This window comes from Chryseomicrobium sp. FSL W7-1435 (genome assembly GCF_038595005.1).
GTDB lineage: Bacteria > Bacillota > Bacilli > Bacillales_A > Planococcaceae > Chryseomicrobium.
The window spans coordinates 249,539-262,247 of record NZ_CP151997.1 but is presented as its reverse complement, the minus strand read 5'-3'; the positions used below and the strand labels follow the sequence as shown (position 1 = coordinate 262,247).

Annotated in this window: 16 protein-coding genes and 1 pseudogene; 14 read left to right on the top strand and 3 right to left on the bottom strand. The window is 42.2% G+C overall.

Annotated elements, in window-relative coordinates:
* Positions 1-109: 109 nt before the first annotated feature.
* The 6 genes from MKY84_RS01450 to MKY84_RS01425 all read left to right on the top strand — a co-directional run bounded on the left by MKY84_RS01450 (position 110) and on the right by MKY84_RS01425 (position 2,402).
* Positions 110-640 (top strand): hypothetical protein, encoded by a 531-nt coding sequence (locus MKY84_RS01450; RefSeq protein WP_342527287.1) that lies wholly within the window; start codon positions 110-112, stop codon positions 638-640.
* Positions 641-693: 53 nt separating this feature from the next.
* The gene (locus MKY84_RS01445) at positions 694-1,176 is read left to right on the top strand and encodes an NUDIX hydrolase (RefSeq protein WP_342527285.1); all 483 of its coding nucleotides are present in this window, start codon (positions 694-696) and stop codon (positions 1,174-1,176) included.
* Between the two features lie 34 nt (positions 1,177-1,210).
* Entirely contained in the window at positions 1,211-1,543 is a 333-nt protein-coding gene (locus MKY84_RS01440) for a hypothetical protein (RefSeq protein ID WP_342527284.1), read from the top strand.
* Complete coding sequence (locus MKY84_RS01435; RefSeq protein WP_342527282.1) at positions 1,479-1,691, top strand: GNAT family N-acetyltransferase; 213 nt, start codon at positions 1,479-1,481, stop codon at positions 1,689-1,691. The genes MKY84_RS01440 and MKY84_RS01435 overlap by 65 nt, the downstream gene beginning before the upstream one ends.
* Before the next feature lie 9 nt (positions 1,692-1,700).
* A complete protein-coding gene (locus MKY84_RS01430; RefSeq protein ID WP_342527280.1) occupies positions 1,701-2,168 on the top strand; it encodes an AAA family ATPase in 468 nt (155 codons plus the stop codon).
* 69 nt (positions 2,169-2,237) lie between these two features.
* Complete coding sequence (locus MKY84_RS01425; RefSeq protein WP_342527278.1) at positions 2,238-2,402, top strand: hypothetical protein; 165 nt, start codon at positions 2,238-2,240, stop codon at positions 2,400-2,402.
* Positions 2,403-2,470: 68 nt separating this feature from the next.
* Here MKY84_RS01425 and MKY84_RS01420 read toward each other — a convergent pair whose 3' ends face one another.
* The gene (locus MKY84_RS01420; RefSeq protein WP_342527277.1) at positions 2,471-4,087 is read right to left on the bottom strand and encodes a M2 family metallopeptidase; all 1,617 of its coding nucleotides are present in this window, start codon (positions 4,085-4,087) and stop codon (positions 2,471-2,473) included.
* Between the two features lie 121 nt (positions 4,088-4,208).
* Here MKY84_RS01420 and MKY84_RS01415 point away from each other — a divergent pair, with 121 nt between their 5' ends.
* The 7 genes from MKY84_RS01415 (at position 4,209) to MKY84_RS01385 (ending at position 9,919) form a co-directional block, all read left to right on the top strand.
* Positions 4,209-5,399 (top strand): DUF4317 domain-containing protein, encoded by a 1,191-nt coding sequence (locus tag MKY84_RS01415; protein ID WP_342527276.1) that lies wholly within the window; start codon positions 4,209-4,211, stop codon positions 5,397-5,399.
* Positions 5,400-5,492: 93 nt separating this feature from the next.
* Positions 5,493-6,188, top strand: coding sequence for a Crp/Fnr family transcriptional regulator (locus MKY84_RS01410; RefSeq protein ID WP_342527275.1), 696 nt, complete (start codon positions 5,493-5,495; stop codon positions 6,186-6,188).
* A 192-nt stretch (positions 6,189-6,380) separates the two neighbouring features.
* Positions 6,381-6,503 carry a cytochrome C oxidase subunit II gene (locus MKY84_RS01405; RefSeq protein ID WP_342527274.1) on the top strand — a complete coding sequence of 41 codons (123 nt, stop codon included), beginning with the start codon at positions 6,381-6,383 and terminating at the stop codon, positions 6,501-6,503.
* A gap of 18 nt (positions 6,504-6,521) precedes the next feature.
* On the top strand, positions 6,522-6,998 hold the full coding sequence (locus MKY84_RS01400) for a cytochrome c oxidase subunit II (protein WP_342527273.1): 477 nt from the start codon (positions 6,522-6,524) through the stop codon (positions 6,996-6,998).
* Positions 6,995-8,647 (top strand): b(o/a)3-type cytochrome-c oxidase subunit 1, encoded by a 1,653-nt coding sequence (locus MKY84_RS01395; RefSeq protein WP_342527272.1) that lies wholly within the window; start codon positions 6,995-6,997, stop codon positions 8,645-8,647. The genes MKY84_RS01400 and MKY84_RS01395 overlap by 4 nt, the downstream gene beginning before the upstream one ends.
* 197 nt (positions 8,648-8,844) lie before the next feature.
* The gene (locus MKY84_RS01390) at positions 8,845-9,363 is read left to right on the top strand and encodes a GrpB family protein (RefSeq protein WP_342527271.1); all 519 of its coding nucleotides are present in this window, start codon (positions 8,845-8,847) and stop codon (positions 9,361-9,363) included.
* A gap of 127 nt (positions 9,364-9,490) precedes the next feature.
* On the top strand, positions 9,491-9,919 hold the full coding sequence (locus tag MKY84_RS01385) for a hypothetical protein (protein WP_342527269.1): 429 nt from the start codon (positions 9,491-9,493) through the stop codon (positions 9,917-9,919).
* Positions 9,920-9,993: 74 nt separating this feature from the next.
* Here MKY84_RS01385 and MKY84_RS01380 read toward each other — a convergent pair whose 3' ends face one another.
* Together MKY84_RS01380 and MKY84_RS01375 are read right to left on the bottom strand one after the other, a co-directional pair.
* Positions 9,994-11,439, bottom strand: coding sequence for a DEAD/DEAH box helicase (locus MKY84_RS01380; RefSeq protein WP_342527266.1), 1,446 nt, complete (start codon positions 11,437-11,439; stop codon positions 9,994-9,996).
* Positions 11,440-11,608: 169 nt separating this feature from the next.
* Entirely contained in the window at positions 11,609-12,037 is a 429-nt protein-coding gene (locus MKY84_RS01375; RefSeq protein ID WP_342527265.1) for a DUF4275 family protein, read from the bottom strand.
* 61 nt (positions 12,038-12,098) lie between these two features.
* Here MKY84_RS01375 and argS point away from each other — a divergent pair.
* Positions 12,099-12,695, top strand: a pseudogene (argS, locus tag MKY84_RS01370) (arginine--tRNA ligase); the annotation flags it as partial.
* Positions 12,696-12,709 lie beyond the last annotated feature (14 nt).

Below are 12,709 nucleotides of genomic sequence, written 5' to 3'. Positions count from 1 at the left end.
GTGTCAAAACGGAAGAGAATATTTTGAGGTGGGTGAAACAAAAGTATAGTTGATTGATATACTCATAGTACCAATATTTAGGTCTTAAGAGTGAAGGGTGTAAGGGGGGATGACGAAGGTGATTATAGATGCAAAACTAATTGATGAGCCAAACTCTAATGACTATCATGAGAAAATCTATGACATTTCAACTCCTTGGAGCTCATCCGAATGGACCTGGGTTAAGTTCACGACGGACGCATACAGAGAGTGGTGTGGGAACTTTAGGGGCAGTCCTCGTGGTGTGGCAGTATCTGAAAAATATAACTGCATCCTTGTCCTAACCTCAGATTTTCTATATAAACTCAGCTCATCAGACGGGGAGTTATTGGCTTACGAAGCAGAGCCCCAGTTTCAAGTACTTACAGTAACTCCTTCAGGGGAATTTGTAGCTGCGGATTATTATTCGATTGTGAGATTGGAGCCAGATTTAACAACGAATCAGCCTTTAAAGAGCCCTATTGAGATGGACTATATATCGTTTGAGGAATGGACGAACTCCACACTCACCATTCAGTGCACGGAGTTTTTAAATGATGCGAAAAAAGTGACGCTGGAATTGGACGGAGAGACGTTTGAAGTGAAGATAAAACACAAATAAAATGGTGGATGGTTTTTGATGGGAGCTAGAAATAGAAACAGGGGGTTAGCATAATGAAAATGCCGACACACATAGTCGCAGTTGGTGGGATTGTAGAAGATGACAATAATAATATTCTGTTAGTGAAAACACAACATGGGGGATGGGTTTTTCCTGGTGGACAAGTAGAAATTGGAGAGAATTTGCTTGATGCACTCGTGAGAGAAGTGCAGGAGGAAAGTGGAATCGATATTGAAATCATAAACTTAATCGGAGTCTATTCAAATACAGGAGTTTATAAATGGTATGACGGTGTTACGGATGTGCCCACTAAGTTGATGCTTGATTACATCTGCAAACCTATTGGAGGAGACTTAACTACATCTGTTGAGACTTCAGAAGTGGCATGGATAAATAAAGAGGAAGTTTTAGAGTTTATTACTGCTCCTGCGATTCGTGAAAGATACCAAGCTTACTTGAAATTTAAAGGCGACATCACTTACATGGATTATGTAACTCAGCCAGAATTCGTGGTTAATAAAGAGCGGATGATTTAAGTAAACTATCTTTCCACAAGAAAGCAGGTTACATATGATCGAACTAAGAGAAATGACAATACAAGAGTTTGAAGTCTATTTCCAAGATAAATTTAAGCGCTATACAGAAATTCTATCCGAAAACCCACATGAAATTGGAGAATCTCCTGCTGTACAAGCAAAAAAGCAGCTGAGCAATTTACTTCCACAAGGTCTCACAACTCCTCGCCACTGGCTATTTACTGTTCAAGTAGATGAGGAATTAGCAGGTTATGTGTGGTTAAAAATAGAAGAAGAGTGCGTTTCTGTACGAAATCTATTTATTGGAAGCGTACCGTGGAAAGGGTGTCGGTACAGAAGTTATGAGTCAGATAGAGCATCTACTTAACCAAAAAGAAATCACTTACTTTAAACTTCATGTGTTTGGCAGCAGTACAGGGGCGCGAAAGCTTTACGAAGAACTTGGTTTTCAGGTTGCAGGGGTAAATATGCTGAAATCGCTAGACAGTAAAATGGTGAAATACGAAAATAACTAGGAGGTCCCCATGACAATCATCTACATAACCGGTTTATCTGGAGTAGGAACAACAAGCGCATTGGATGAATTGAATCGCAGAGGCTACAGAACAATTGACACGGATTATGGAGGCTATGTGAGAAACGTGGCTTTAGAAGAAGGAATAGCTCATTACTTAAATGAGGAAAAGATGGAGCATCTTTTGAAAAGTGTAGGTGAGGAACATCTCTTTATTTCAGGGTGCTGCGACAATCAAGGACAGTTCTATAAAGACTTTGATATGGTGGTGTTATTGAAAGCGGATCTTTCTACAATGTTTGAAAGAATTGAGAATCGAACCACAAATCAATACGGAAAAACGCCTGAACAGAGACAGGAAATCCTCGACAATCACGCTGCTGTCTTGCCATTATTAGAAAAAAGTTCAGATGTCACCATAGACACTACACATGTATCCATCCAAGAAGTAAGTGATCAGTTAGAAGCTTTACTATAAACGTTTACAGGTATACATGTATACCATAGTTAGATAAGGAGAATACTTATGAATACAAATAATAACCAAATGAATATCCATCTAGTGCTATTGATTGCAGTGACACTAGTAAATCTTATTGTAGAGAATGAACAATTCACAACAGCTTTCAATGTCATTGTATTCGTTGTAGTATTGGTTAACATAGTTGTGGCAAAGCGAAGAAATAAACAGGCAATTAATAAGAAGATGTAACTAGTATTAAAACAATAAAACTAAAACCAGCTGGTTCCTCAAAAGGAGCCAGCTGGTTTCGTTTACTCTTACTTCTTACAATACAACGCCACAAAATGGGCAGGGTTGAGCTTCTCGCCCGTGATACGCTCGATTTTTTCATTCCAGTCGTAAAGTGCTGCCGGTTTGAAGAATTCGTTGAGGAGCATGTCGCCCGCTTCTTTTGTGAAGAATTCCGGTGAAATCTTCGTCTCGATATGGCGCTGAAGCTGTGCCGCCATCAGTTCGCCTAGTAGGTAGTTCTGATAGTAGACAGGAGCCAATGTGAAGTGAATTTTCGCTGCCCAGTCCGGGTTTGAAGTATCTTCAGGTGGCGTAACCAACTGGATGTCACTCACAATCTTCCACCACAACGCATTCAAATCTTGGTCTGGGTTCTCGTATAGTTCTTTCTCAAAGAAGACAAATGTGATTATCCAGCGCACCATGATCAACATTTGAAGCTGTTGGTACTCCGCAAGTTCTCCCTCAAGGCCGTCTACAGTCTTTTCATCCAATTTCAAGAAACGCTTCAACCAACGCGGGTCTTTCCCCATCTTTCCGAACAACATCGCAATCGCTTCTGTCGTCAGAGTATGACTGTTCGTGCGAAGCGTGAAGGGTAGGTCACTGTCGACGTATTTAAAATAAGCGGCGTGGCCAAACTCGTGCAAGTTCGTTTCCATCCAGTACGCATCTTCCGTCAAGTTGCACAACACGCGCGTGTCGCCAGCGCGGTCGACATCCATACAAAATGCAGTCGGATTCTTTTTGTCGCGCGGAAACAGGTCGCTCTTTGCATATAAATCATCAATCTTGATCCCCATTGAATTGAACGTGTCAGTCGTCAGTTGCAAAATATCTTGTCCTTTATAGTACGTATCCAAATTCGTCGCATCTGATGCAGGCGCTTCCTGGAAGAAGGGGTCTACGTAATGCCACGGACGAATCTCCTCAGCTGTGATGCCGAACTTTTTCGCTAGACGCGCGTCGAGGTCCGTTTTCATCTTTCGGTACGCAGCATCTGATTGCTCGATGAGGTCGTTAAAGATAGAGAAAATCTCGTCACGGTCCAGTTCTTGTAGCTCAAAGCTCATCTGATGGTGATTGTCGTAACCAAGTAAACGAGCCGCTTCATTGCGCTTCTTCACAAGCTCCAGAAGACCTTTTTCCACAACGCCGCCGACTTCTTTGCTCGCAAGCCATACTTTCTTGCGCAGTTCGAGATCCGTACTCGTCAATAGCACTTCGCGAATATCGTTCGCAGAATACGGTTTGCCGTCTACTTTCGGTGTGTAAGTATTAAACAAGTAGTTCAGTTCTGAACCACGCTTTGCAAGATCTGCAATCATTTCTTCCGGAAGCTGATTGCTCTTCATTTCGTTTACAAGTAGCTGCAGTTGGCGTTTTTCAATATCCGTTCCACTGCCTGACTCTAATAATTGTAGGGCCTGTTCATACTTTTCTTTTGAAGAAAACAGCAGATTGAACTGGGTCTCTGCTTCTCCAGCTTTCTCTGCCCATTCGGCTTCGCCAGTCGTTTGAGCCATCCACCCAGCTTCCGATGTTGGTGTGTAAAGTTCTTGCATTTGGCTATTAAATTCGTCTAAAAATGCTTGTCTTGAATTCACTTTTTCGCAACCTTTCACGTCTTCATTTTTTGTCATCCTTTACTATATTCGCTATAACTACTTAAACTCCCTTCCTGTAACTAGTGATTCGTGTGGTGTAAGGAGCAGATGGTATACTTAAAAAGTATCTTTACTAATTAGAGAGTTGGAATTATAGATGAATCAAAAAGACATAGCGGATATCCGCAAGCGATTTAAGTTAGATACCGATTTAATGAATATCGCTGAGATTTATAATGTTTACATTCAGCAAGAGACTAGCGAGATCTTTCATGAAGAGAGTAGCGCATTTTCACTATTAGAGCGCGAGCAACAAGAACTATTCCTGGAGAATTTTAAAAAAGTATTGGGTGGAAAGCTCGATGCCAAACTCTTTGAGGTGAAGTTTCAGCCACAACAAGAGGAACAAGAAGACCATGCGCAACGCCTTCTCTATGAAGGGCTTCAAGCAGAACCTGCGGATGAATGGAAAACAGCTATGCAACGCATTGCACTGAAAATGGTGGAAGACAAACAATTCGAGAAAGACACGGTGGTCACATTTATTCGCGGTACGTATTACAAAACAACAAAACGTCAACCGGATGAAACAGAAACTCATACACGAGACAACGTATACACGACACCGTTTGTCCTCTGTAGCATGAATCAAACCGAATTGCCAAAACGTTCGCTCGTGTTTGATTTTGTGGAGAAAGAGTTTAAATCTAATCTGCTTGTTGACCCGGTCATTAAGTTAGCGTCGCCAATTGGTGGATTTTTGTTCCCAAGTATCACAGACAATGCTGCTGACATCCATCACGTCTTGTATGCAGCCGGTAAAGTGAATAAACCAGATTTTCAATTTATCGAAAACGTTTTGAACGGCCATGAAATCATGACTGCCGAAGAAGACAAAGTCGTATTTGAAGAAATCGTCAGAGCCGTAATCGGTGAAAAAGTGAATTCACGGACGCTTGCGGGAGTCTATGATGAAATCCATGAAATGCTTAGTGTAGAAGAAGACAAAGATGACGAAGAGGACACGCCACCTACTCTAGATACGGTTGAAGTGACACGTGTACTAAAAGCGGGCGGTGCCAAAGATGTGAGTCTCGAACAAGTCGAAAGAGCTTTTCAGCAAGTGGTAGAGGACAGAAACTATGAACTCAAAGCAAGTCATGTCCTTCCCAATTACGCTTCCAAATCTATCAAGATCAACACCAAGGTCGCAGAAATAAAAATCAGTCCGCAAGATTTGAGATATGTGAAGCAAGTGAATTACAAAGGCAAAATGTGTCTATTGCTTGAAGTGGAAGAGGACACGATGATTGAAGGGTTTAAACTCATTCCAGAAGCAGACTTGTAGGTAGCGAGCATTCATTAATTAAAGAAAACATAGCTAATACTCAGTGTTGGATATAAAATGGAATACAACTACTAGTATAGGAAGTGAAGCGACATGTATGTAGAAAACGAGCTCCTTTCAAATGACTTGAAAGAATTATTGACGCTGCCGCATCATGTCAAAAGCTTCGAAAAAGACAGTTACTTATTCCAAGAAGGCGATAAAATTCAACATCTGTTCTTTCTCACCAAAGGAAAAGTACAGCTCAATAAAATGAGTTCAGATGGCCGGGAGCTTACGCTTCGCATTTGCGGAGCGGGACAGTTGCTCGGTGAGGTGTATCTCTATTCTCCCGATGCATTCTATATGCTGGATGCGAAGGTGAAAGAGGACGCCGAATGTTACTTGTTCCCACTTCAAGAATTAGAAGCGGAACTTCAAAAGAATGCGCGACTCGCTGCGGCGTTTATGAAATGGATGTGTTTGAATCAGCAGAAGACACAGACTCGCTTCCGAGACTTGTTGTTGAACGGCAAGAAGGGAGCGCTTTACTCGACGCTGATTCGGCTGTCGAACAGTTACGGCGTGCAAAAGTCTGAGGGTGTGTTGATTGACGTGCAGCTGACCAATCAAGATCTGGCGAATTTCTGTGGCATGGCGCGCGAAGTCACGAACCGGATGTTGTCGGAGTTGAAGAAGCAACAAGTGATTTCGACGTGTGATGGAAAAATTCTTGTTCGTGATCTCGACTATTTGAAAACTGAAATCCAATGCGAGAACTGTCCGTTGTCGCTTTGCCGCGTTGATTAAGTGAATGCATAATTTATGACCACTTCCGAATTTCGGAGGTGGTTTTTTGTTATGACAGACAAAGTTTGACAAAAGTATGAAGTAATTTCACATTTCGCATAGATTATTGTCACAGGTGTGATTTATGTCACAGTTGCCGGTCAGAGATTGCTTTACGCTTAAGTCACAAACGAAATAGGAGAGGTGAGTGTCGTGGCAAACAAAAAACAACACGAAGAAGAGAACCTAAAAGGCACATTGATCAGCGTATTTTTCGTCGGCTTTGTCATCGTGGCGATGTGGGTCGCCGTTTATTTAATGTACTTGTCGCTATAGACAGAAAGGAGAACGAACATGCATCTTCATAAGTATGAAAAAATATGGTTAGTTTTTGGTGTCACCTGTTTAGTAGTATTTTTGACCGTCGTCGGAGTGAGCGCCTTTACAGATAATCACCACACCCCTGCTGGAGGAATCGAGCACATCGATCCGGAGAAAGTGAAGGAGACGGCACCGTTCGATAATCCAGGTGTGACGCAACTTGATGATGATACGTACCAAGTTGCCATCATTGCCATGGCATTCGGCTATGAGGGACCAGAATTGAAAGTCCCTGTAGGAAAAGAAATCATCTTTAAAGTAACAAGCACAGACGTGGTGCATAGTTTCACCATCGATGATACAAAAGTGAACATGATGGTCGTACCGGGTCAAGTGACGACCAAATCGTACACATTCGATGAGCCAGGAAACTATTTAATTGTCTGTAACGAATACTGTGGGGCTGGCCACCACTTCATGTTCACAGAAATTGAGGTGACTGAACAATGATCGCATCAGGAGAACGCAAACTCGCCCTTTGGAACATCGGTGTGGCATACGCTGCCTTTTTAATTGGAACACTTGCAGGATTACTACAGGTCTTTATTCGTAATGACAAGCTTCAACTTCCGGCATGGCTGGATTACTATCAAATCTTGACCGCACACGGAGTTCTTCTCGCACTTATCTTTACGACATTTTTCATCTTTGCTTTCTTTATTACCGGCATGAGTAAAAGTCTCGGCGCATTCGGACCGAAAGTGTTGCTGTGGAACTGGATTGGATTCCTCACGATGCTTGCCGGAACAGTGCTCGCGACCGTCATGATCATTAGCGGAAAAGCGTCGGTGCTTTATACATTCTATGCGCCGATGATGGCGAGCGGCTGGTATTACATTGGTTTAGCACTATTTGTTGTCGGGTCGCTTGTGATGGGCTTTGCACTTATTGGCCATTATGTCCGCTGGCGCAAGGAACACAAAGGTGAGTTAAGCCCCTTGTTTGCCTTCATGACCGTTTCTACAGTCATCTTGTGGGCAATCGCGTGTCTGGGTGTTGTCGCAACGGTGTTGTTCCAATACATCCCGTGGGCGTTCGGTTGGGTTGACACAATCAACGTTGAACTGAGCCGGACATTGTTCTGGTATTTCGGTCACCCACTTGTGTACTTCTGGCTACTACCGGCGTACATGGCATGGTATGTAGTGGTTCCAAAGATTTTGGGCGTCCCCGTCTTCAGTGATTCACTAGCCCGTTTATCGTTTGTATTGTTCATCTTGTTCTCGATTCCGGTCGGTTTCCACCACCAATTGATGGAGCCGGGAATTGAAAACTTCTGGAAGTTCTTCCAAGTCGTTTTGACATTCATGGTTATCATTCCGTCACTGATGACGGCGTTCTCGATGTTTGCCAACTTTGAGCGAGCAGGCCGCAAGAATGGTGGCAAAGGGTTGTTCGGCTGGTTTACAAAACTACCTTGGAACGACCTTCGTTTCACATCTCTATTCATCGCCATGGCGTTCTTCATTCCTGGAGGCGCTGGGGGAATTATCAATGCAAGTTTCCAGTTAAATGAAATCGTCCATAACACGCTTTGGGTTGTTGGTCACTTCCACATCACGGTGGGTACACCAGTTGCGATGACGTTCATGGGTATCACGTTCTGGATGATTCCGTATTTAACAGGGCGGAAGTTCTCGAAGACGATGGAGAGACTCGGCTTTATCCAAATTGGGTTATGGACAGTCGGGATGCTGTTAATGAGTACAGCGCAGCATTTGCTAGGCCTTCTCGGAGCACCCCGTCGTACGGCATACACAGGGTACAATGACCACCCAGCAGCACTTGAATGGTTTGATGGAATCTTATCGAACCACGTCACAATGGCGATTGGCGGAAGTATTTTGTTCCTGTCTGCCATGTTGTTGATGTACATCGTCATCATGAGTGCGTTCTTGTCACCAAAAGCTGTGGAAGCGCATGAGTTTGTGGAGTTCCCATTAGCGGAAAGTGATAAAGCGGCGACTCCTAAGTTCTTAGAAAACTGGCTATTATGGATCGGTATCGCGTTTGCGTTGATCATTATTGCGTACGCTATTCCAATTTTCCAGATGATCCAACATGCACCACCGGGCTCCAAAGGATTTATTACATGGTAAGGAGTTGAGGACAATGGTTTTAGGACTACTCGGTTTATTCGTCGTGATTGTATTGTCGACGGGGATTTTGGTTGAGGTTATGACAGAAGAAGAGTAAATGAGATCCCGCTGCCTATGGAAGGTGGCGGGATTTATTCGTACTATGGTAAGTTGAGTGTACACAAAAATTTCCAGACGAAAAGGAAGAGGGATTCTAAATGTTAGGCTTACCAAAAGGAGAAGTATTTTTAGTGCCTTGGTCACATAGATGGGTGCAAGAATTTGAAGCTGAGAAAAGCCTAATAGAAACTAAAATCGGGGATTACATACTAGCCGTACATCATATAGGGAGTACCGCCGTTCAAGGGTTAAGTGCTAAACCAATACTTGATATCGCTATTGAAGTAGACCGTTTTGAGCTCGGAGAAATGTGTGTAACGGCCCTTGAAGAAATGGGATATGACTACAAAGGGACAGACATACTTCCTGACCGTCATTATTTTAGTAAAGGCGAGCCAAGAACCCATCAAATTCATATGTACGAAAGAGGGAACCACTATCTAACTGAGCAACTGAATTTTCGAGACTATTTAAGAAAGAATGAGGATGCAAAAGAAGATTATGAACGATTCAAGATTCGTTTGTCGAAGGCACATGAGACGGATAAACATCGGTATGCGAAAGACAAAACGGATTTTGTGAAAACGATTTTGCGAAAGATTGAGACTTTGGAGTAAAAGGCCCTTAGTTGATTTCTAAATTAACACATAATAAAATCCCTCTAAATGTAAGGGGTGGTTTTAATTTTACATTTTATGGGGGTGTTTTATACTAAAGAAAAAGCGATCAGAGAGGCGTGAGGTATTGAAAAAACTACTAGCCTGGTTTATATTGACCACGTTTACATTAGTGGGTTGCGGAGATGTAAACGATAAGCTGCTCTATCAGGCATATGGTGAGCAGTGGGAAGCGGACCTTGAGATAAACCTTGAAGAAACTGGAGTTGAAAATCAAGGAATTGCTACATTTAAAGCAGAATATAACGGGAACAATTCTGAGCAACTTGAATATGAGCCCATTATTGTTGTAATCATTGGATCTAAAGGACAAGTGTCGCAAGATTTTGATGGCCTTCCCTCTAACGGTATTCTAAAATATGACTTTTCTAAACAACTATTAATTAGTGACCTTAAGCGAGACGATCCTGTGGAAATGACTATTACTTGGAATGAAGACGGGCAAGAAATGAAGGAACTCATCTATTTTGAGGAGTTTGGAAAAGAATACGATTAAGCGTCTCGTGTTGAGACGCTATTTTTATTGAGGATTTTAAAAATCCCCCTCACAAAAGTGAAGGGGACAATCTATTATTTAAGGGCTTTGCTAACTTTAAGTTTCTTACCTTTAACCGGAGTAGTCTCCATAGCTTGCAGCACAAGAGAACCTTTACCGTTCAAAATGTCCACATACGACATCTGATCTTGTATCGAGATGATGCCGATATCTTCAGCAGTGACGCCTGGAATGTTGGAGATGGTACCGACCAAATCGATGGCACGAATCTTCTTCTTTTTCCCGCCACTGAAATGAAGCTTCATGATGTCTTGATTGATACGCGCAGTCTTGTTGTTTCGGACGACACGGCGACCGCTCAACATTTCATCAAAATCACGACGTGCACTTGTGACGTCAGAACGACTTGGCGCTTCTTTTACAGGGATTTCAAAGCCAATATAACGTTCAATTGAACGAACAAATTTGCCTTCGTGCGGCGTTGCAAACATGATAGCGGTCCCATCATTTCCAGCACGGCCTGTACGCCCTGTACGGTGAACATAGCTTTCTTTTTCAAGTGGAACATCATAATTGATTACCAAGTTGACGTTATCAATATCAATTCCTCGTGCAGCCACATCAGTTGCTACTAGATAACGGAAGTTCCCAAGTTTGAAGCCTTCCATAACAGCGAAACGGTCTTCTTGCACAATACCACCGTGAAGTTTCTCCACTGGGTAACCGGCTTCTTCCAATTCACTATAAACGCTATCCACGTTTTCTTTTGTACGACAGAAAATTAGGCAGCTATTTGGGCTTTCAACCACTGTAATGTCTTTAAGAAGCGCAATCTTGTCTTCTTCTTTTACTTCGATAAGTGAATGCTCGATAGTGTCAGCAGTAACACCTGTCGACTCAATCTCAATATACGTTGGATCGTTCATATAGGCGTGACAAAGACTTTCAATATCTTTTGGTAATGTAGCTGAAAACACCATTGTGACACGGTTAGAAGGCACTTCTTTAATGATCGCTTCCACTTCATCAATGAAGCCACGGTTTAGCATTTCGTCCGCTTCGTCGATGATCAGATACTTAATTTTTTCTAAATCAAGCGTACCGCGTTCAATATGATCCATGACGCGTCCAGGTGTGCCCACCACAACATGAGTTTTTTGTTTCAGTTCTTCTTTTTGTTTAGAAAAAGGCTCTTTTCCATAAAGAGAAACTGCTTTTACCCGTTTGAAGCGAGCGATATTCGTGATATCTTCCCGAACCTGTACAGCTAGCTCACGTGTAGGCGTCAAAATTAAAACTTGTGGCTTTTTTTCTTCCCATTCTAATTGATCGGTAACTGGAATACCAAATGCTGCTGTCTTTCCACTACCGGTCTGTGATTTTACAACAAGGTCAAGGTTCTCCAAAGCGAGGGGAATAACTTTCTGTTGAACTTCTGTCGGTGTGTCGTACTTGAGGATGGCTAGGGCACGTTGAATGTCGTCACTGAGTTGATAATCTGTAAAGCTGGTTTTTGTCATGAAATTACCTCTTTTATTCTTATTTTCGTCATATATAGAATCATTTTCAGATTGGTTCCCGTACATATGTCAATATGTCCATTATACGTGAAAATAGCCGCACATATCGGGTTTTCTTTGAAACGTAACAGAGAAGATATATAGGAGATAGGAAAACATTCAATAATGTTCACACTTTTGCAAAGTATGGACCACAAGAATCGGTTTCATGAGTGATCACAAAAGTCCACGTAAAGTCAGTATCTACAATGTAAATGTCTTCTTCATCCTTCAAATCATTTACATGTAAACCAGATGCATTCTCAATGAGGTAGGCATCGGTTGAGTGCTGATAGAAGACGAAGCAACGTGTTTTTGCTTGGGAATCAAACGCTTGAATGGCTTCTTGCCCAGAGAGATGATCGTGTTTTTGAAAACTGAAGATATGCCATAAGTAACCAGTGAAATAATCGACGTCCTTTAAGTAAATATCTTTCTTCTCAGCTTCTGATAAATGACTAGCGAAAGCTTCTTCCCATTGCGCGTAGAGATAAGCACTCCAGCCAGAAAGAATGCGCACATGGCGGTCGATTTTCAGTAATTTAGTGTATAAGTTCATTTGTAAACCCCTTATATTTCGAGCTGTTTTAAACAGTATACAGTACTCTTGACGGCTACAAATACTTCAAAACGGCAAAAAGATGTCTACGCGTAAAGGAAGAGTCGTATTACTTGAAGAAGTATTGCAGGAAGCGATGACTCTTGCGGAACAGACAATTATGGCTAAAAATCCATCGCTTGAGAATAAACAAGAAGTTGCTCGCCAAGTAGGAGTTGGAGCCGTATTATTTCATGATTTGAAGACTTTCCGAAGAAATGACATCGAATTTTCATTAGAGGATATGTTAAAAGTGGAAGGAGAAACAGGTCCTTATGTGCAATACACACATGCTCGTGCCTCGACACTTCTCAAAAAAGGGAACTATGAAGAGCAGATACGTACTAGTCAGTTTGTGGACGAGGAAGCTTGGCCTGTTGTAAAAAACCTTGAAGAATTTCCGGAAGTCATTCGTCACGCTTATGAAAAGTATGACCCGTCGGAGATTGCAAAGTACTTAATTGATTTGGCGAGAACGTTTAATAAGTATTATGGGGCTGTGCGAATGCTCGACGATTCCCAATATAAGCAGGACCGTCTTGCTGTTGTCAAAGCAGTTCAGATTGTTCTAGCGGAAGGATTGCGTCTTTTGGGAATTACTGCACCAAAGGAGATGTAGTGGGTTAGCAAATA

Coding starts and splice junctions, on each gene's coding strand:
- MKY84_RS01420 (WP_342527277.1), bottom strand. CDS start 4,087: ATGACAAAAAATGAAGACGTGAAAGGTTGCGAAAAAGTGAATTCAAGA.
- MKY84_RS01410 (WP_342527275.1), top strand. CDS start 5,493: ATGTATGTAGAAAACGAGCTCCTTTCAAATGACTTGAAAGAATTATTG.
- MKY84_RS01380 (WP_342527266.1), bottom strand. CDS start 11,439: ATGACAAAAACCAGCTTTACAGATTATCAACTCAGTGACGACATTCAA.
- MKY84_RS01430 (WP_342527280.1), top strand. CDS start 1,701: ATGACAATCATCTACATAACCGGTTTATCTGGAGTAGGAACAACAAGC.
- MKY84_RS01440 (WP_342527284.1), top strand. CDS start 1,211: ATGATCGAACTAAGAGAAATGACAATACAAGAGTTTGAAGTCTATTTC.
- MKY84_RS01445 (WP_342527285.1), top strand. CDS start 694: ATGAAAATGCCGACACACATAGTCGCAGTTGGTGGGATTGTAGAAGAT.
- MKY84_RS01425 (WP_342527278.1), top strand. CDS start 2,238: ATGAATATCCATCTAGTGCTATTGATTGCAGTGACACTAGTAAATCTT.
- MKY84_RS01395 (WP_342527272.1), top strand. CDS start 6,995: ATGATCGCATCAGGAGAACGCAAACTCGCCCTTTGGAACATCGGTGTG.
- MKY84_RS01415 (WP_342527276.1), top strand. CDS start 4,209: ATGAATCAAAAAGACATAGCGGATATCCGCAAGCGATTTAAGTTAGAT.
- MKY84_RS01390 (WP_342527271.1), top strand. CDS start 8,845: ATGTTAGGCTTACCAAAAGGAGAAGTATTTTTAGTGCCTTGGTCACAT.
- MKY84_RS01450 (WP_342527287.1), top strand. CDS start 110: ATGACGAAGGTGATTATAGATGCAAAACTAATTGATGAGCCAAACTCT.
- MKY84_RS01400 (WP_342527273.1), top strand. CDS start 6,522: ATGCATCTTCATAAGTATGAAAAAATATGGTTAGTTTTTGGTGTCACC.
- MKY84_RS01375 (WP_342527265.1), bottom strand. CDS start 12,037: ATGAACTTATACACTAAATTACTGAAAATCGACCGCCATGTGCGCATT.